At 37.4% G+C, this 19,130-nt stretch carries 17 protein-coding genes and 1 pseudogene; 15 read left to right on the forward strand and 3 right to left on the reverse strand.

Features of this window, described 5'->3' with window-relative positions; translation table 11 throughout:
- The first annotated feature begins 76 nt into the window (after positions 1–76).
- The 10 genes from AB8P06_RS08540 (at position 77) to AB8P06_RS08585 (ending at position 8,684) form a co-directional block, all read left to right on the forward strand.
- Positions 77–661 (forward strand): TetR/AcrR family transcriptional regulator, encoded by a 585-nt coding sequence (locus AB8P06_RS08540; RefSeq protein ID WP_369840479.1) that lies wholly within the window; start codon positions 77–79, stop codon positions 659–661.
- Positions 662–727: 66 nt separating this feature from the next.
- Positions 728–1,465, forward strand: a complete 738-nt coding sequence (locus AB8P06_RS08545) for an SDR family oxidoreductase (RefSeq protein WP_369840481.1) — start codon at positions 728–730, stop codon at positions 1,463–1,465.
- A gap of 242 nt (positions 1,466–1,707) precedes the next feature.
- Entirely contained in the window at positions 1,708–1,947 is a 240-nt protein-coding gene (locus AB8P06_RS08550; RefSeq protein ID WP_369840483.1) for a hypothetical protein, read from the forward strand.
- A 118-nt stretch (positions 1,948–2,065) separates the two neighbouring features.
- The gene (locus AB8P06_RS08555; protein ID WP_369840485.1) at positions 2,066–2,374 is read left to right on the forward strand and encodes a hypothetical protein; all 309 of its coding nucleotides are present in this window, start codon (positions 2,066–2,068) and stop codon (positions 2,372–2,374) included.
- 245 nt (positions 2,375–2,619) lie between these two features.
- Complete coding sequence (locus tag AB8P06_RS08560; protein ID WP_369840487.1) at positions 2,620–2,904, forward strand: hypothetical protein; 285 nt, start codon at positions 2,620–2,622, stop codon at positions 2,902–2,904.
- 309 nt (positions 2,905–3,213) lie between these two features.
- Entirely contained in the window at positions 3,214–4,113 is a 900-nt protein-coding gene (locus AB8P06_RS08565) for an SDR family oxidoreductase (RefSeq protein WP_369840489.1), read from the forward strand.
- Between the two features lie 16 nt (positions 4,114–4,129).
- Entirely contained in the window at positions 4,130–5,044 is a 915-nt protein-coding gene (locus AB8P06_RS08570; protein ID WP_369840491.1) for a helix-turn-helix domain-containing protein, read from the forward strand.
- A 183-nt stretch (positions 5,045–5,227) separates the two neighbouring features.
- Entirely contained in the window at positions 5,228–6,160 is a 933-nt protein-coding gene (locus AB8P06_RS08575) for an alpha/beta fold hydrolase (RefSeq protein ID WP_369840493.1), read from the forward strand.
- Positions 6,161–6,343: 183 nt separating this feature from the next.
- The gene (locus AB8P06_RS08580) at positions 6,344–8,062 is read left to right on the forward strand and encodes a S41 family peptidase (RefSeq protein ID WP_369840495.1); all 1,719 of its coding nucleotides are present in this window, start codon (positions 6,344–6,346) and stop codon (positions 8,060–8,062) included.
- Positions 8,063–8,189: 127 nt separating this feature from the next.
- Positions 8,190–8,684, forward strand: coding sequence for a hypothetical protein (locus AB8P06_RS08585; protein ID WP_369840497.1), 495 nt, complete (start codon positions 8,190–8,192; stop codon positions 8,682–8,684).
- Positions 8,685–8,768: 84 nt separating this feature from the next.
- On the opposite strand, the gene AB8P06_RS08590 is transcribed toward AB8P06_RS08585, so the two are convergent.
- The 3 genes from AB8P06_RS08590 to AB8P06_RS08600 form a co-directional block, all read right to left on the reverse strand.
- Complete coding sequence (locus AB8P06_RS08590; protein ID WP_007840601.1) at positions 8,769–9,695, reverse strand: malate dehydrogenase; 927 nt, start codon at positions 9,693–9,695, stop codon at positions 8,769–8,771.
- Positions 9,696–9,821: 126 nt separating this feature from the next.
- Complete coding sequence (locus tag AB8P06_RS08595) at positions 9,822–10,373, reverse strand: biliverdin-producing heme oxygenase (protein WP_369840500.1); 552 nt, start codon at positions 10,371–10,373, stop codon at positions 9,822–9,824.
- Between the two features lie 26 nt (positions 10,374–10,399).
- Positions 10,400–12,592, reverse strand: coding sequence for an ATP-binding protein (locus tag AB8P06_RS08600; protein ID WP_369840502.1), 2,193 nt, complete (start codon positions 12,590–12,592; stop codon positions 10,400–10,402).
- A 473-nt stretch (positions 12,593–13,065) separates the two neighbouring features.
- Here AB8P06_RS08600 and AB8P06_RS08605 point away from each other — a divergent pair, with 473 nt between their 5' ends.
- The 5 genes and pseudogenes from AB8P06_RS08605 to AB8P06_RS08625 all read left to right on the forward strand — a co-directional run bounded on the left by AB8P06_RS08605 (position 13,066) and on the right by AB8P06_RS08625 (position 19,032).
- Positions 13,066–14,220 (forward strand): porin, encoded by a 1,155-nt coding sequence (locus tag AB8P06_RS08605; RefSeq protein ID WP_369840504.1) that lies wholly within the window; start codon positions 13,066–13,068, stop codon positions 14,218–14,220.
- A gap of 18 nt (positions 14,221–14,238) precedes the next feature.
- A complete protein-coding gene (locus AB8P06_RS08610) occupies positions 14,239–15,669 on the forward strand; it encodes an anion permease (protein ID WP_369840506.1) in 1,431 nt (476 codons plus the stop codon).
- A gap of 18 nt (positions 15,670–15,687) precedes the next feature.
- A pseudogene (locus AB8P06_RS08615) lies at positions 15,688–16,343 on the forward strand (succinate dehydrogenase cytochrome b subunit).
- Between the two features lie 12 nt (positions 16,344–16,355).
- The gene (locus AB8P06_RS08620; RefSeq protein ID WP_369840508.1) at positions 16,356–18,272 is read left to right on the forward strand and encodes a fumarate reductase/succinate dehydrogenase flavoprotein subunit; all 1,917 of its coding nucleotides are present in this window, start codon (positions 16,356–16,358) and stop codon (positions 18,270–18,272) included.
- A 10-nt stretch (positions 18,273–18,282) separates the two neighbouring features.
- Entirely contained in the window at positions 18,283–19,032 is a 750-nt protein-coding gene (locus AB8P06_RS08625) for a succinate dehydrogenase/fumarate reductase iron-sulfur subunit (RefSeq protein WP_369840510.1), read from the forward strand.
- Positions 19,033–19,130 lie beyond the last annotated feature (98 nt).

Here is a 19,130-nt window from a genome sequence, read left to right on the forward strand (position 1 = left end):
AATCAAAGATATTTCAAATTTAATTTTGTACCGAATAGTACAATTATATACCTTTGTTTCATCAAAATCAAAGATCATGGCAGGAAGACCTAAAATATTCGACGAGCATCAGGCGATTGAGAAAGCAACTCAGGTTTTCAGGGATAAAGGTTATGATAATGCTTCGGCAGACGAATTGCTGAACGCAATGGGTATAGGAAAAGGAAGTTTTTATCTTGCTTTTAAAGGTGGAAAACAGGAACTCTACATCCGGTCTCTTGAACAGTTTTCACAAAGTTTCTATAAAAGCTTTTCAGAGCAGCTTTCCAGATCCGACAATGAGATTGACTTTATCAGACAGTTTTTTTTAAAGCTGGCAGAAGCTCACGATTGTGATCAAGAACGCGGCTGCTATCTGGGAAATGCTCTCGTACAGCTTTCAGAAAAAGATAATAATGTAAAACAGATTTCTGCCGAATCATTAAAAAATCTACAGCAGATTTTTGCAAAAGCCATCAGAAAAGCACAATATAACAGAGAAATTAAAAATACCACAGATGCTGAAATTCTCGGCTGGCATCTTACCAATTTATGGAACGGCCTTCATGTTACAAGACGCATGGAAAATTCACCCATAATCCTTCGTTCCGTTATTGAAATGAACTTAAAAATTCTGGAATAAAATTTTTTAAACAATTTTGTACTAAATGGTACAATAATAATTTTAACAATACAAAAACAAACAGTTATGAACGTTACCAACAACATTATCCTTATTACAGGAGGCGGATCAGGAATCGGACTTGAAATTGCAAAAGCATTAAGCCCGGCCAACAAAGTAATTATCGCAGGAAGAAATAAAGAAAAACTGGATTCCGCTGCAAACGGCTTAGAAAACATTTTCACCATTCAGGCGGATATTACCAACGAAAATGATGTCAACAGATTATTTGAAGAAATTAAAGTTAATTTCGGCGGATTAAACATTCTGATCAATAACGCAGGACATGCTTATGCTTATACGCTTTCTGATACTTCGGATACTTATCATAAGGCTTTGGCAGAATTTACCACCAATTATTTTGCTCCCATCCGTCTGACAGAAAAGTTTCTTCCTTTATTGAAACAGCAAAATGAAGCAGCTATCGTGAATGTATCATCAATCGTAGGTTTTGTACCGGGATCTCACGTTCCGACCTATTCGGATTCCAAAGCAGCATTACATTCCCACACCAGGCTTTTAAGATACGAACTGGCAAAAAATACCTCCGTAAAAGTATTTGAACTGATGCCTCCTTTAGTAAACACAGACTTTTCCGTAGAAATCGGTGGCAGGGAAAACGGGATTCCGGCTTCTGATGTAGCGGAAAGCCTGTTAAAAGGCCTTCAGGAAGACATTTATGAAATCCGTGTCGGGAATACTGAATTGGTGTATAATAATTTCTTTGCCAACTCAGAAGCGGCTTTTACAACATTCAACAGTTAAACAAATAATAATTTCTTTTGAATTGATGATTAAAAAATCCGGTGGCTTCGAGAACCTCAGCCACCGGATTTTTCATTGTTATCATAACTGCTCTTTCTTTTCAATTATTCATACCATATTTAAAAGCTTATCAAATCTCATTTATAAATTCTCTTTTCAAATATTTCAATTTTTAATTCCCGATAATGTGTATTAATAATTTTCGTATCTTAGAAATCAACTAATTAAAAATACTAATCACTATGAAAAATTTAAAGAAATTAACGAGAAGAGATTTAGGATTAATCAGTGGTGGAGATACTGCGTATGCATTTTGTCTTGACGGTTCCTGCCCCTCTCCCGGTCCGGGCTACGCAAGCTATTGCAGTGGTGATACCTGTTATAAATATTTTACAGGTTCTCCCGGCGGCGGCGGTGGCTGTACAGAGCCGAAACATCTTTGTGAATCGTGGGAAACCGGCTGCGGATGTGTTTATTTTTAAGGACCATATATTTGTTAGATAATTGGGGTGGTTTTATCCGCTCTTTTTTATTGATAAATTAACCTAGCCCATTTAATGTTTAAACGATTTTTGTATTTTCACTCTGCTAAAAACAACCATGAAAACATTAAAATTTATACTTTTGAGTGTTACAAGCATACTTTTAACGGTAAGCTGTAACAACAATGATGACAACATAGAAGATCTGTCCTCTGAAAAACAATTTGAGTCTTACTGGTTCAGATATATGGATTATCCCGGTTCAACTCTTGCTACAGGAGATCAAACCATCAGAATAAAATATGATTCTCATGGAAACCCTGTAAAAAGAATTGGCGGAGTTTTCCCAATACCATTCCAAACCGGATTTTCATTTGCTTTTTCGCAAGAGGTTTATGATGAATTAATTTTGGAAATAATAATGTAACCATCATTTCCAAAATTAATTCCAGTCAGGGACAGACAACTCTTGAAAATAAAAGATATTACGAATTTGAAAATGGCAGATTAAGTAAAAGAATTATCTATAGCTCTGATGATCCAATCTTTAATGATACCATTTTATATTCTTACTCAAACGACAACAGGCTTTCAAAATCAATTGTAAGACGTGACGGTATCAGGGCCCAGACAAATTATTACTATAATGCCAACAAGAATGTTGACAGCATTGTGACAAGACGTGCCAGTTTTAATCCGGTCACATATACCTGGGATTTTGATTTTACTACTAAAGGCAGGGTTAAAGAAGTTTTTAAAGGTTATGATAATTACAAGAACCCGACAAAAAAATTAAGGATTTTCGATGAACTTTTCAACAGGTCATTATCCGAGAACAATTATAGCAGCTATGAAAAAAATGAATATGATAATAGTGGTCATTCAATAAGCTTCGTTGAAAGAAAATGGACCCTATATTATAAGAATAATGAAATTGATTTCTCACAACAACCATAAAACATCATCAATCAATTTGAAAACATTCACTAAAATATTAAGAGTTACAGCAATTATTACATTACTGCTTTTTTTAATCTGCAAGTTTTTCATATCAGGTACAAAGCTTGAAAATCTATTGGCAATAATGTCTCTGAGCAGCTTCCTTATTCTTTTGGGAGCTTTCGCCTCACGCATGCTTCTAAAATATATTAAATCCTAGGAAGTACTTACCTCATCCTATGACCTCAGATCCGGCTACAAGAAAAGTAGATCCGGCTACATCAGACTACCCGATATTCCTGAATTTTGTATCTATAAATCAATACAATGAAAATTATAGTAACAGGCTCGCTGGGAAATATCAGCAAGCCACTCACCAAAGAATTAATACAGAAAGGGCACTCGGTAACTGTTATCAGCAGTAAACAGGAAAGACAAAATGAAATTGAGGCATTAGGAGCTACCGCAGCCATCGGTACAATGGAAGATATAGATTTCCTGGCTGAAACATTCAAAGGAGCAGATGTAGTATATGCCATGGAAGCGTTGAATGCAGGCAGCTTTTTTGATCACAACCTCGATTTTATCGCAGCAAATACCCAGATCGGCAGAAATTATAAAGAAGCATTTGAAAGATCAGGGATAAAAAAAATCATTCACCTCAGCAGCATCGGAGCTCATATGAGCAGTGGAAACGGAATTTTAAGGGCTCATTATCAGATCGAACAAATTTTAAATGAGCTTCCGGCAGATGTTTCAATCAAATTTATGCGTCCGACAGGCTTTTATTACAATATGTTTGCTTTTATTCCCACAATAAAAGGACAGGGAACCATCATACAGAATTACAGTGGTGATGAAAAAGAGCCCTGGGTTTCTCCATTGGATATTGCGGCCGTTATTGCCGAAGAAATCGAAAAACCTTTTCATGGCAGGGAGATCCGTTATATCGCAAGTGATGAAGCTTCACCCGATGAAGTGGCAGCCGCTCTGGGAAAAGCGATCGGAAACAATGATTTGAAATGGCAGGCGATTCCGGATCAGCAAATGTTAGATAATCTGACGAATGCAGGTATGAATCCTGAAACCGCGAAAGGCTTTGTTGAAATGAATGCAGCCAGACGAGGCGAAAGTTTATATGAAGATTACAATCTGCATAAACCTGTTTTAGGAAAAGTAAAACTGGAAGATTTTGCAACGGAATTTGCGAAAGTATATCATCAATAATTTTTATTTTTGTAATGTGAAACAACCGGTAAGATTAAAGACAATCACTGAATTTCATCGATTCAGAGGCCTCGAAAAACCTGAACATCCTTTGATCAGTGTGGTCGATTACAGTACCATCAGGAATTTACCTGAGAATACGGAATTGAGTTGGATACTGGATTTTTATTCTATTTCCATCAAAAGAACTTCAAACACACGAATCAAATATGGCCAGCAGGAATATGATTTTGATGAAGGAGTAATGTTTTTTATGGCTCCCGGACAGGTTTTCAGCATTACAGCGGATCCTGATTCAACGATACAACATTCAGGATGGATTTTACTGATTCATTCTGATTTTCTATGGAATACTTCTTTAGCCAAAACCATTAAACAGTACGAATATTTTGATTATGCCGTGAATGAGGCCTTATTTCTTTCTGAAAAGGAGGAGACACTCATTCATGCTATTGTTCAGAACATTCAACAGGAATATCACTCCAATATTGACCAGTTTAGCCAGAATATTATTATTTCCCAGATTGAAACTTTACTGAATTATGCAGAACGTTTTTATCAGCGCCAGTTTATCACCCGGAAAATCACCAATCATAAAATACTGGACTCACTCGAAAATCTGCTGACCGATTATTTCAATCATGAAGACCTGATCACGAAAGGACTCCCAACCGTACAATATATTGCCAACGAGCTCAATGTATCCCCCAGTTATTTAACCGGTTTGCTGAAAGTTCTTACCGGGCAGAATACCCAACAGCATATTCATGAAAAGCTGATTGAAAAAGCTAAGGAAAAATTATCCACCACTCAGTTATCGGTAGGTGAAATTGCTTATGAATTAGGGTTTGAACATCCGCAGTCTTTCAGTAAATTATTTAAAAATAAAACCGATCTTTCGCCGTTGGAATTCAGGCAGTCATTTAATTGAATTTTCTGTAAATATAATTTTAGTAGTTCAGGTTTCGGTTTTGCGGAGAGCTTCGCTCTCCGCAAAACCGAAACCGAAAGCATAGAATCCTGATCTCAATTAATTCTTTCTTTTCAATGATCAGTATCGGAAATAAGTAATAAAAATACCACTTCAGGTGTTATTATAGTAAGACCATAAACAATGAAAGCTACCCGATTACTTTTTCTTTTGATCATCCTGTTTCTGAATTATTCCTATGCTCAGAGCTCTTCTCAATTATCAGGATCCGAAGGCTTTTTTAAAACTTCAGATCACGTCAGTATCAAATATAAAGTCTCCGGAAAAGGGGAAGCCTGCATTTATGTTCCCGGCGGTCCGGGCCAGGGATATCCTTCTTTTGAATTATTGGGCGGGAACCATCTTGAAAAAAACCTGACCATGATTTATATGGATCAGCGCGGATCAGGTGAATCCGGAAAATCAGACAACTATCATCTCGATTCAATGGTGCAGGATATTGAGGAATTGAGACAGCACCTTAAGCTCGATAAAGTTTTTTTAATGGCTCATTCCTTCGGTGGAATTATTGCCGTTAATTATGCAAAGAAATACCCGCAACACACGAAAGGATTGATCCTTGCGAATGTTACCCTCCATTTTCTGAACGATGATTCCCTGAAAGAGCAAATTGAATACGGGAATCTTCTGTTGAAGCAAAATACAAAACCTGTCGTTAAAGACAGTCTGTCTGCCGAACTTTCCAAAATAAGCAAGGCCATGCGCTCAAAACGCATCGGGTATAAATTCCTGACTGAAGACATTGAAACCATAAAGGAAATGGATAAAATTGATTCTTTACATCCCAGGATCATAGATTTCGGAATGGCAGTGATCTCAAAACCGAAAGACTTTCCGGAATATTATACCGATTATACTTCACTTACCGAAAAAATAAAGGTTCCTGTCCTGATTATTACAGGAAAAAAGGATAAAGCAGTAGGAACGCAGCATTATAAAAAATTCAAATTCCCGAATCAGAAAATTATCTCTATTGATGGTGGACATCTTTTATATTATGAAAAAAACAGGGAGTTTGTGAATGCTGTTTGGGATTTTGTGGATAAAACAAAATAATATATCAACAATTCTGAAATCAGGTAAATATAATGTGTACAAACCTATCTATCGATGGCGAGAAGCGTATAAACAATAATTAAATACCAATATAAACGTATCAAAAGATGCGTTTTTATTTTTTTTGGAATCGTAGAATTTATCACATCAAAAGTATTATCTTTTCCATTATTAATTAAAAACATGAGAAAAGCTTTAATTCTTTTTTTCCTGATCGCTATTCAGTCTATAATTTACGCTCAAAAAGATCAATACAATTATTTTATAAAGACCTGGAATTTTCTGAAATACTATCATCCGGATATCGCAGGTGGAAAAAAAGATGCCGACAGCATATTTTTAACGACAGTTGAAAAAGTGACCGGGAAATCAGACGTTAATTCGATCATTAATCTTTTAACTGAAAATTTAAATCATCAGTTTTCCGGAAAACCCGTAGTTGATGACTCAAAAGATGTTTTATCTGTCAATCAGGATTTCAGCTGGTACCGGAAGAATAAAAAGATCAGTTCTGAAAATAAAACATTTCTCAAAGACGTTTATAGCCATAGATTCATTGCCGGGCCTGAAAAAAAAGACAAGACAACCGATGATAAAAATAAAGATCTGTTTAAAAAGGATGAAAATCTGCCTTTAGCGTACCGGTTACTGACCTTCGCAAAAATTCAGGGCGCTATTGATTATCTTTATCCGCACAAATATCTGATGGATAAAAATTCTGAAGCCTATTTTGCCGATTTACTGGATCAAACCATCCGTTGCTCCTCAAGAAAAGATTTTGAGATTATTCTCGCCAAAGCTGTTGCCAAAATGGAAGACTCCCATGCTTTCAGCTTTTACGAGCAATTGAATTATAAAAACGAAATTTATCACCGTTCCTATTACCCTCCTTTTGATTATACCGTTTTTGACGATTATATATTGATTACCCATCTTATTTTGCCTGAACTCTGCACGAAAGCCAATATCCGGGTCGGCGACAGGATAACTGAAATCAACGGCAAAAATATTCGCAAGATCATTAAAGAAAAAGAGGAATTGCTTTCCGTTTCCAATCATGAAACGCTTTTGTACAGGGTCTCAGATTATCAGAAAAACCTGATCTGGCCGGATGATCATCCACAAAAAGAATTGAAAATACAGTCAAAACAAAACACTTACCGTACAACAATTGATTATACGCAGTTTACAGATAAGCAACAGCAAACTAAAGTCTCAGACTACATAAAAGGAAAAATTCAGGCAAAAAATCAGCATAAAATAGTTGATCATGATATTGTTTACTTTAAAATAGATGATGTGTATTCTCTTACTGAAAACATTGCTGAAGATCAGCTGGATGATCATATGGATCAGATTTTTAAAGAAGCTTCGTCTAAAAAAGCAATCGTTTTTGACATGAGAGGTTATCCGGATTGGGGCGGATTTGTATTCTATTATGTCTATAAATATTTCTCTCCGGTCAATAATTACTTTGGGAAATATTACAAGCCTAATATAAAAAATACCGGAACATACATTCCTATCAGCTATAAAGATTTTGGTGTTTATTACCATGAGATTAAAGATAAAACCGTTCATCCGTACAAAGGAAAAGTTTTTATTATTGTCAACCCCGAAACCCTAAGTATGAGCGAATGGAATACCATGAACCTTCAGAATATCTTTCCGCAAGCTATTACCATCGGTCAAAAAACAGCCGGTGCTGATGGTGATACAGTGACAGTGCCACTTCCCGCGAATTATAATTTAGCATTCACCGGAAACGGCATCTTCTATTATAATAATTCGCAAACTCAAAAAGTTGGTGTAAAAATTAATGAACTCATAAAATATACCGATGATGATATTATTCAAAACCGTGATCTGGAATTTGAAAGAATTTTGAAAGCGGTGAAATAATAATCCTATTTTATAAATTAAAATGCGTCTTCCCAGGCGCATTTTTAGTTGTATCAAATGGTTTCCCGTAAGTTATTGATGATTAATATTTTTAGTTTTGGAATATTCATTTAAGCAATAATCCATCATGAAAAAATATTGTTTATTAATTCTCATAGCAGCATATTCTTTAGGCTGTAATAAAAAAGGCTCAGTTCAAGCAGTTCAAAGTGTCGACTCCATTTCTCTGTCTAAATATGAAACTGTCGAAGTAAGTCCTGTTGCTAATAACACGAAAATTAAAAAAATCAATAGTAAAAGGGAAGTGAGAAATGATGGTGACTTTAATCAAATGACGATTTTTGAAGTTGATAAAGATATTAGCTTAGAAGAATTAAAAAATTATTGTTCTATGATGAAACCAAATTACAGTAATGGTTATTTTCAGATTCTTGTATTCTTTAAAAAGCCGAATAGTGCAAGATTTCCAGATAATCCTGTAACAGGAATGTTTCTGGAGAATGAAGATTTAAAAAATATAAAAGCTATTTACACTATAAACAATATTAACGGTTATAATAAATTAGATTATTATGAAAAAAATTCCTTCGAAAGTTTAGCTCAAAGTAGAGATATTCATTAATAAGGATATTGAACAGCGAATAATAATTATAGAACAAAAACGCGCCCTCCGGGCGCGTTTTCCTATATATAAAGTCTAATAAGATTAAAACTTCAGATCTCCGTTTACTTCTCTTACCGCTTTTGCAGCTTCGGCAAATTTAGCCTGCTCTTCTGCAGTTAAAGAGATGTTTACGATTTTTTCTACACCGTTTGCTCCGATGATTGCAGGAACACCAAGGCAGATATCGCTTTCTCCGTATTCACCGTCAAGCATTAAAGAACAAGGGATCATTTTTTTCTGATCGCAAGCGATAGCCTGAACCATTACAGAAACTGCTGCACCCGGTGCATACCAAGCTGAAGTTCCTAATAATTTAGTAAGGGTAGCACCACCTACTTTAGTTTCTTCGATTACGTATTTTTGTTTTTCTTCGTCTAAGAATTCAGTTACGGGAACTCCGTTTCTTGTTGCTTTGCTCAATAATGGAAGCATTCCCGTATCACTGTGAGCAGCGATTACCATTCCGTCAACGTCAGAAATAGGGCTTTCTAAAGCTTCAGCCAATCTGTATTTGAATCTTGCAGAATCAAGAGCTCCACCCATTCCGATGATTTTGTTTTTCGGAAGGCCTGAAGTTTTGTGTACCAGATAAGCCATAGTATCCATAGGGTTAGAAACCACGATGATGATAACGTCAGGAGAATGCTTTACTAAATTTTCAGTAACGTCTTTTACGATTCCTGCATTGATGCCGATCAGTTCTTCTCTTGTCATCCCCGGTTTTCTTGGAATCCCTGAAGTGATCACAGCTACATGAGAACCTGCAGTTTTGCTATAGTCTCCCGTTGTTCCGGTAATTTTGGTATCAAATCCGTTTAGCGATGCAGTCTGCATCAAATCCATTGCCTTACCTTCAGCAAAACCTTCTTTAATATCTACTAAAACCACTTCTGAACAGAAGTTTTTCATAGCAATGTATTCTGCACAACTTGCACCTACAGCGCCTGCACCTACTACGGTTACTTTCATAATGTATACTTTTTAAATTATTTATTTTTTTAGTTAAGTCTTAATTTTGACTCCCAAATTTAACAATTCCTGAAAAGTTGAGCAATTTTTAGGGAATTAAATTAAGAATGTAAGATATCATGCGGATCAGTTAACGTTCAGTAAAAACGTATACAGCTTTTTAGCACCCGATAATACTTCGTTGTAGTTTTCTTCGGTAACGGCAGTATCCAAAACTTCTTTGAAATTTTTCCACATCGGGCCCGTTTTTTCCTGATAACATCCGAAGAAATTAAAAGTAACCTCATCAAAACCTTCCGTTTTGGAAAGCTGTTTGGCAATCACATTTCCGCCTAAAGTAGAACCTTCAATCACATACATCATTCCCAATGCCTCATGCTCGTTATTGATCTCAAGCGGATGAGAAGCCGTCTGATTTTCTATTGATAAACTTTCAAGGTCTTTCTCGATAAGAGCCAGTTTTTTTCTTTGGTCCAATTGAAGTTTTTCAGCAAATTTTCCTGAAAGGCTGCTGAAGATTTTATCTTCGGAATGCAGAAGCATCAGATAATTCGTATTGATGATCTTTTTATAATCTTCCAGGGTGAAAGTCTTATTAAAAATTTTTTCAGAGTTAAAAAGCTTCTCTGCGGCATCATGAAATTCAGCCGTATTTTGTTTAAGATATTCCGATACCATACTATGGGTTTAAAATTTCCCCAAATTTAAGGTTTTTTAAACGTTAAAATGAAGGAAGTCCCATCTTTATTGCTTTCATAATCAACATTTCCTCCGATTCGCTTCATAATACGATGAACAATTGAAAGACCGACCCCATTTCCTTTAAATTTTTTCGCATTATCCATCCTATTGAAAATTTTAAACATTCTGTGTTTTTCTTCTTCAGGAATCCCGATTCCGTTATCCGAAATTCTGTAGATAATGGTCTCTCCGTTTTCCGTACCTTCAATTTCAATCTTCGGCTGCTCTTTATGGGAAGAATATTTCACGGCGTTATTAATAATATTCAAAAATACCTGATGCATCATGGTTTTATCAGCCAGTACTTCCGGACATTCTTTGATAATGATTTCACTGTGCGGGCTGTCAAATGTGACTTTGGCATTTTCAGAGATCTTTTGAATAGTATAAATCGTCGGAAGGCTTTCCAGTTCAATTTCACTGTGCTTTGCACGGCTCAGCTGAAGTACATCATGCATCATTTCAGCCATCCCATCAATTTCTTCAATAATAGCGTTGATTTTTGTTTTACTTTTTTCAGAGCCGTCCGTAAGGCTTTTCAAAAGCATCTGTGCATTCAGTTTCATCACCGTTAAAGGAGTTCCCAGATCATGGGAAATGGTATAAGAAAAACTGTCCAGCTCTTCATTTACTTTTTTAAGCTGGTCATTCAACTGCTTGATGGTATTGTATTGTTTATGCGAAGTTTCCAGGATTACATCCCGGATCGCCTGCACTGCGCTTATATTCCTGGAATTCCATCTTTTGGAATGTCCTTTAATATTCTCCGTAAAAGTTTCAAAAGATGTTCTCGGAGAAACAATTTGTTTTTCTTTTCCGTCCTGGGAAAACACCCCGATTTTCTTCTCCGGATTTCCTGCCCAGTTGATGTGCTCATCAAATTCCTTACGGAACCAGATCAGCATTTCCTTTTTGTTTCTTTCAATAAAATAAATAATGATTCCTGCAGTATCTTCGTTCAGCCCGAAATTACTTCCATATTCTTTCAGGAAGCTTCGGTTGATATAGATACTTTCCTCTGTATTTTCAAGTCCCCATTGAGCAATTTGATCAATGATATCATTTTTAGGAGTAATTCCTTCCGTAACCATCTGATCATCTGAAATAATGACAAGTCCGTCCGCTTCAGGCAGATTTTTAATCTCTGTCTTACTTTCAACCAAAGAATCAAATAAGCTGTTATGCTTTAAAAATTCCGATTTTAGCTGTGAAGATTTCTTATTTAAATCCAGACGGTATTCCAATTCTTTTTTTGATTTAAAAGAAGAATAGGCATTGGAAGCCAGAGCCGTAAAGATCCCGGCCTGTACCCTGTCTTCAAGATCAATGTGCTTTACCTCAGCATTCTGGCAGGTAACAAGCCCCCAAAGATGATCATCCAGAATAATCGAAATACTGAAACTGGAAGATGCCCCTGAATTTTTAATATACTGTCCGTGAATAGGTGACATTCCTCTTGAAGTAGTAAACGTAAGATCAATACTTTCTTTTGTTTTGCTTAAAATAGGAATTGTTTCAGCATATACGTCACTGAAAATTCTTTTCCGCTTTTTCAAATAAAGCTCTCTTGCCTGTCTCGGAATATCGGATTCCGGATAATGCAGTCCAAGAAAGCTTTCCATATTGTCTTTCCTTTTTTCCGCGATCACTTTTCCGGAACCATCCATCATAAATTTATAGACCATCATCCGGTCATAATTCACTATTTTGGAAAGCGTATTCAGAAGCTGATCCCAGATTTCCTGTGCATCCTCTACAATATAGAAGTTATCATACTTATTCGAAATTCTTTTATTAGGATTTTCCAGAACCCTTTCAAATTCAAGGAAAATATAATTTTTATTACGGAAAACGGAGAAGTGATATTCTTTTTCACCGATAATAATTTTATCAAAATGAGTTTCATTTTCTCTTTTGGTAAATTTATCTAAAGAAGTATAAATATCTGAATCAATAATACTCTGAAAACTTGTAGCAAAGTCAGTAATCTTTTTATCGAAAAGCTGTTCCTTGTCTTCGATAGCAAATATATCCGTAATGTTTTCGCTGAAAAAAGTAATGGAATGAGATGCTGCGTCAATGCCAATCAGGTATCCAAAACTTTGTATATACCCAGGGATATGGATGGGCTCTTCATGACAATCTACAAAATTCATAATATTCTAAAAATCTATCAAATATAACGAATTTTTTAAAGGTGTAGTATTTTGTGGTACCAATTCTGTTAAAGGCCGAGATCTGGTTTATTTAACATTGTTTCTATTAAAAACACCTAAAACTAATACCCTTTTATTCAACATCTTAAAAACAAATCACAATAAGGAATTATCTAAAATATACAAAAAATTTTGCATGAATAAACATGATAATCACCAAATATGATTATTAGCATGAATTATATATTAATATTTTAAATAATTCTGTTAATTAAACAAAATTTATTAAATTTATATCACCAAATAATGAAAATAATTAAAACTTTAAAGATTTCACAATCTTTTTTCAAGATAATTTCAGTCACGCTTAAATAATTATTACCATGAAAAAGTTCCCGTCAATTTTCTTTACACAGATCCTTTCAACAGAATTATGGAATCCATATCAAGCTACTTATTAAAATACAAAAATTATGGCTCTTTTTCTCACAAAAAAAAGAAACCTGCTGTTTTGCGGTATGCTATTTTGTATATCAGCCAATGCACAGGTGAAAGACTCAATACAAACCCAACAAACCGATAATGTAAAATATCCCGTGCTCCAGATTAAAGGTCTTTTCCAGGCCCGTTATCTGGTAGGGATGGCCAAAGATGTAGATGTAAATGGCCTTCATCATGCAGACGGATCAGGAACCGATAATAATTTTATGGTGAAATATATGAGGGTTCAGGTTCGTGCACAGATCAGTAAACGTACGGAAGTAGTGGTTCTGGCCAACCTTGCCGATTTTAAAAATGACCCTAAAAGCAGAGTTCTTGAAAATGCCTATCTTAAATATACTTTCAATCCCAAACTGGCTTTTACCGTGGGACAGTTCCGGCCATGGTTCGGAATTGAAGAAACCTATCCTATTGACATTATCAAATCTCTGGACTGGTCCAATCAGTACACCGAATTTGGAAAACTGGGCTGGACGAGCTTCCAGATCGGGCTCTCCGCGACAGGGCAGCTTCAATTAGGTGAAATACCATTTCAATATGCTGTTTCTGTAGTCAATGGAAACGGAAAAAACCAGGTCAATGACAACGACAATGGAAAACAGTACTCAACAAGGCTGGTATTTGGTCTAGCTCCAAAATATAATTTTAATGTGGGATTAAATAGCGGAATCGGTGAAGTTCTCGGGAAAAAAGTGTATGCTTTGGGTATCGACCTCAGCGCTCTCGTTAATTTTGATCCCAAGTGGAGCCTTGATATGCAACTGGAAGCTAAACAGGCAACCAATCATGTATTGTATAACGCCGCCGACCCCGAATTGCGGCCTTCTAATCCCGATGCCTATTTGATCCGTGGAGCTTATTTTCTTCCGAACCTGAGATATGAAATCAACCACCGGAACCTGAGTGCCTTCGAACTATCCTGCCGCTACGAATATCTTGATACCAATTTCAGGATAAACTCAAACCCGAGACAAACCATTACGCCCATGTTCGGTTTGGAATTCCTGAAGAATTACGGTGCAAGGATCCAGCTTGGAGTACAGTTTGACCGTTACAAATACCAGGTGGCCAACACCAGCCAATACAATAATAATCTGTTCATTGTGCAGGTACAGAGTAGATTTTAACACAAAATACTTAATATCATGAAAGAAATTAATATTAGAAATATAGCGATAACCTTTGCCGTTGCGCTTATTATATGGTTTATTCCCGTACCTGAAGGAGTTACTCCCGATGCCTGGCATTTATTTGCCATTTTTGCAGCAACGATTTTAGGAATTATTCTAAAAGCGGCACCCATGGGAACAATGTGTATGATGGCAATCGCATTTACAGCACTTACTCAGGTTGTTGCTCCGGGAGATGCGGGAAAATCAATTACCAAAGCTCTTTCCGGTTTTGGTGATAAAGTAATCTGGCTGATCGGAATTTCTTTCTTTATCGCCAGAGGTTTTATTAAGACAGGATTAGGAAACAGAATCGCTTTTTTATTTATCCGGATTTTTGGTAAAAGTTCTTTAGGATTGGCCTATGGACTGGGACTGGCAGACGTTTGTCTTGCTCCTGCTATTCCAAGTAATACGGCAAGAGGAGGTGGAATTATTTATCCGATTATGAAGTCGATGGCGATCAGTTTCGATTCTGTTCCGGATAAGCCCGAAACCCACAGAAAGCTGGGCTCATTTTTGACCCTGAACAGTTATTATATGAACTTAATTGCTTCCTCCATGTTTTTAACCGGTACAGCAAGTAATCCTATGTGTCAGAAATTTGCAGCTAACCTCGGAATCAATATTACCTGGATGTCATGGGCTGCAGCAGGTTTTCTTCCGGGCATTGTCGCATTTTTTGTAGTGCCTTTGGTTTTATATAAACTGTATCCGCCTGAACTGAAAAAAACAGGAGATGCCCCAAAAATGGCAGCTCAGAAACTTAAAGAAATGGGTCCTATTTCTAAAAACGAATGGCTGATGTTGCTTGCATTTTTTATTTTATTAGCCCTTTGGATATTCGGTGGAACGCTTTCTATTGATGCTACAACCACTGCTTTCATCGGATTAACCCTGCTTTTATTGACATCCGTTTTAACCTGGGAAGATGTAAAAGCTGAAAAAGGAGCCTGGGATACCATTGTCTGGTTTGCTGTTTTAGTCATGATGGCAAGCTCCCTTAATGAACTTGGATTTATCGGCTGGTTCAGTAATTTAATCAAAATGAAAATCGGTGGAATGACCTGGACATTGGCCTTCCCGGTTATTATTCTCGTCTATTTTTTCAGTCATTATATATTTGCAAGTGCCACTGCTCACGTTGCCGCCATGTATGCTGCTTTATTGGGAGTTGGAGTTGCAGTAGGGATTCCGCCGATGTTACTGGCTATGATGCTTGGGTTCTTGGGATCTATTTATGGAGTTCTTACCCATTATGGCCACGGCCCGGCTCCGGTATTCTTCGGAAGCGGATATGTAGACCTGAAAGCGTGGTGGCTGAGAGGTCTTGAAATAGGAATTGTCTTACTGATTATCTACATGGTCGTAGGCGGACTCTGGATGAAAATTTTAGGATATTATTAACCCATAAAGATCAAAATTATGCTGTCTACCCTATCCCGGAAAATGCTGATTTGCCTTACAGGGCTTTTTCTGAGCTTTTTTCTTTTGATTCACTTCTGGGAAACCTTCAGTTATTCCTTCCTCAGGAACAGGCTCATTTACAGTTTAATGCCTATTCTCATTTTCTGTCGGGAAACATTGTGATTAAAATCGTTTCTTATGTTTTATACGCAAGCATTATTCTGCATGTCATTGACGGCTTTATTATTACGATAAAAAATAAAAGATCCGGTGGCAGCTATCAATCTGACAGAAGAGGAAGAGCCAGTAAATGGTATTCCCGCAATATGGGGATATTGGGAACATTGATTTTGATTTTCCTGGTTATTCATTTCCAGAACTTCTGGTATGTCTATAAATTCGGAACTCCGCCCTTAGATGAAAACGGAAACAAAGATTTATATATTCTCGTGGTAGCAGTATTCAAAGAATGGTGGTACGTAATTATTTATGTGCTTTCGATGGCTGCCTTGTGTTATCATCTTATCCATGGAATTCATAGCGCAGTCAGAACTCTGGGACTGTATCATCCGAAGTTTGTGAAGTGGTTTAAAACCTTTGGAATTGCTTATTCCGTGATCATCAGTCTGGGTTTTGCCCTAATGCCGATTTATGTATTCTTTACCGCTAATTAAAATTGATGAACAATGATTTTAGATTCAAAAATACCGGAAGGACCATTAGAACAAAAATGGGATAATTATAAAAAGAAAGCCAAACTTGTCAACCCCGCCAACCGCAAAAAGCTGGATGTTATTGTCGTCGGAACCGGATTGGCAGGAAGTTCTATTGCTGCTTCTCTGGGTGAGATGGGATATCATGTGAAAGCCTTCTGTTTTCAGGACAGTCCGAGAAGAGCACATTCTGTAGCAGCTCAAGGTGGCGTAAATGCTGCCAAAAACTATAAAAATGACGGTGACAGTGTTTACAGGATGTTTGCAGATACTTTGAAAGGCGGAGATTTCAGGGCCCGTGAAGCGAATGTTTACCGTATGGCTGAATGCTCTTTAAACCTCATCGATCAGGCCGTTGCACAGGGCGTTCCGTTTGGACGCGAGTATGGCGGTTATCTTAACAACCGTTCTTTTGGGGGTGTTCAGGTAAGCCGTACATTTTATGCAAGAGGACAAACGGGACAGCAATTGCTTCTGGGAGCTTATCAGGCTTTAATGCGGCAGGTCGGCAAAAAAACGGTACAATTATTTTCGAGACACGAAATGCTTGACCTGGTAGTCATCGACGGAAAGGCAAGAGGCATTATCGTCCGCAATTTGGATACCGGAGAAATAGAAAGACATGCTGCTCACGTTGTTGTTTTGGCAACCGGAGGCTACGGAAAAATCTATTATTTATCAACATTAGCAATGGGCTGTAACGGCTCTGCGATCTGGAGAGCCCATAAAAAAGGGGCTTTGATGGCTTCCCCGAGCTGGATTCAGGTGCATCCCACTTCCCTGCCACAATCCGGGGATTATCAGTCTAAGCTGACCTTAATGTCAGAATCGTTACGTAATGACGGAAGGATCTGGGTTCCGTTGAAACAAAATGAAACCAGACCGGCCAATGATATTCCTGAAGATGAACGGGATTATTACCTTGAAAGAAAATATCCTGCTTTTGGAAATTTAGCTCCTAGAGATATTTCTTCCCGGGCTGCCAAAGAGAGAATTGATGCCGGATTTGGAATCGGCCCTTTAAAAAATGCGGTTTATCTTGATTTTTCCAAAGCAATAAAAGAACAGGGAAAAGAAAAAATCCAGGAAAAATATGGAAACTTATTTGATATGTATTTAAAAATCACCGGATATGATGCATATAAGGAACCAATGATGATCTCGCCTTCCGCCCACTTTTCAATGGGAGGTTTATGGGTAGATTACGAACTGATGACGACCATTCCCGGATTGTTTGCATTAGGAGAAGCTAATTTTGCAGATCACGGAGCCAACAGACTGGGAGCCAACTCATTGCTACAAGCTTCAGTTGACGGGTATTTTATTGCTCCGTATACGATTGCCAATTATCTGTCTGATGAAATTCACACCGGAAAAATCTCAACGGAAGGTCCTGAGTTTGAAAAAGCAGAAGATACCGTCAAAAAACAGATCGAAGGATTCATCCGCATCAACGGGACAAAAACCGTGGATTATTTTCACAAAACATTAGGCAAGCTACTTTATGATTATTGTGGTTTGGCGAGAAATAAAGAAGGTTTACAATATGCGATTGAAGAAATAAGAAAACTCAAACAAGAATTTTACAGGGAGGTCAGAGTTTCCGGACAGGGAGACGCGATGAATACAGAGCTGGAAAAAGCCGGACGTGTTGCCGATTATTTTGAGATCGGAGAACTGATGTGTTACGATGCTTTAACCCGGAACGAATCCTGTGGAGCACATTTCCGGGAAGAGTTTCAGACACCGGACGGTGAAGCTCTGAGAAATGATGTGGAATACCAATTCATTTCTGCCTGGGCATGGACAGGCGAAAACAACGAACCTGAACTGATCAGGGAACCTTTGGTTTTTGAAGAAATACAACCTACCGTAAGAAGCTACAAATAAACAAAAAGTTATGGATTTACATCTTAAAATATGGAGACAGAAAGACCGCCGGACTGAAGGAAAACTGGTGAATTATGATCTGAAAGACCTGAATCCGCACATGTCTTTTCTGGAAATGCTGGATACGCTGAATGAAAAACTCATCACTGAAGGTGAAGAGCCTGTGGAATTCGATCATGACTGCCGGGAAGGAATTTGTGGCCAATGTGGAATGATGATCAACGGTCTGGCTCACGGCCCTCTGAAACATACGACAACCTGCCAGCTTCATTTACGTTCTTTTAAAGATGGTGAAACGGTTGTGATAGAACCTTTCAGGGCAGAAGCATTTCCCGTGAAGAAAGATTTAAAAGTAGACCGCTCTGCATTTGACCGGATTATTTCGTCAGGAGGTTTTGTTTCTGTCAATACCGGGCAGGCCCCCGATGCGACTGCTATTGCCGTTACCCATCAGCTTGCCGAAGAGGCTTTTGATTCGGCAGCCTGCATCGGATGTGGTGCCTGTGTGGCCACCTGCAAAAATGCCAGCGCCGCTTTATTTATGTCTGCTAAAATTACCCATATGGTATTGCTGCCACAGGGAAAAGAAGAAAGAAGCGAGCGGGTTCTCAATATGGTAAAACAGATGGATCATGAATTATTCGGGCACTGTTCCAATACGGAAGCCTGTGAAGTTGAATGTCCGCAGGGAATCTCAGTCCTGAATATCGCCAGAATGAATTATGAATACAACAGAGCCTTGTTTTTCAGAAAGAAATAAATTAATACAAAAAGGATGGCTAACAAGCATTTGCCGGTTAGCCTTTTATTTTTAGTAAACTTCCCTTTTTTGTAAAAGAATGAAGAGGTGAAAAAGCA

The sequence above is a fragment of the Chryseobacterium tongliaonense genome, assembly GCF_041224435.1.
GTDB lineage: Bacteria > Bacteroidota > Bacteroidia > Flavobacteriales > Weeksellaceae > Chryseobacterium > Chryseobacterium tongliaoense.

Bases quoted from the DNA above. Each gene is read 5' to 3' on its own strand.
- AB8P06_RS08540 (WP_369840479.1), top strand. From the start codon at position 77: ATGGCAGGAAGACCTAAAATATTCGACGAGCATCAGGCGATTGAGAAA.
- AB8P06_RS08545 (WP_369840481.1), top strand. From the start codon at position 728: ATGAACGTTACCAACAACATTATCCTTATTACAGGAGGCGGATCAGGA.
- AB8P06_RS08550 (WP_369840483.1), top strand. From the start codon at position 1,708: ATGAAAAATTTAAAGAAATTAACGAGAAGAGATTTAGGATTAATCAGT.
- AB8P06_RS08555 (WP_369840485.1), top strand. From the start codon at position 2,066: ATGAAAACATTAAAATTTATACTTTTGAGTGTTACAAGCATACTTTTA.
- AB8P06_RS08565 (WP_369840489.1), top strand. From the start codon at position 3,214: ATGAAAATTATAGTAACAGGCTCGCTGGGAAATATCAGCAAGCCACTC.
- AB8P06_RS08575 (WP_369840493.1), top strand. From the start codon at position 5,228: ATGAAAGCTACCCGATTACTTTTTCTTTTGATCATCCTGTTTCTGAAT.
- AB8P06_RS08580 (WP_369840495.1), top strand. From the start codon at position 6,344: ATGAGAAAAGCTTTAATTCTTTTTTTCCTGATCGCTATTCAGTCTATA.
- AB8P06_RS08585 (WP_369840497.1), top strand. From the start codon at position 8,190: ATGAAAAAATATTGTTTATTAATTCTCATAGCAGCATATTCTTTAGGC.
- AB8P06_RS08590 (WP_007840601.1), bottom strand. From the start codon at position 9,695: ATGAAAGTAACCGTAGTAGGTGCAGGCGCTGTAGGTGCAAGTTGTGCA.
- AB8P06_RS08595 (WP_369840500.1), bottom strand. From the start codon at position 10,373: ATGGTATCGGAATATCTTAAACAAAATACGGCTGAATTTCATGATGCC.
- AB8P06_RS08600 (WP_369840502.1), bottom strand. From the start codon at position 12,592: ATGAATTTTGTAGATTGTCATGAAGAGCCCATCCATATCCCTGGGTAT.
- AB8P06_RS08605 (WP_369840504.1), top strand. From the start codon at position 13,066: ATGGCTCTTTTTCTCACAAAAAAAAGAAACCTGCTGTTTTGCGGTATG.
- AB8P06_RS08610 (WP_369840506.1), top strand. From the start codon at position 14,239: ATGAAAGAAATTAATATTAGAAATATAGCGATAACCTTTGCCGTTGCG.
- AB8P06_RS08620 (WP_369840508.1), top strand. From the start codon at position 16,356: ATGATTTTAGATTCAAAAATACCGGAAGGACCATTAGAACAAAAATGG.
- AB8P06_RS08625 (WP_369840510.1), top strand. From the start codon at position 18,283: ATGGATTTACATCTTAAAATATGGAGACAGAAAGACCGCCGGACTGAA.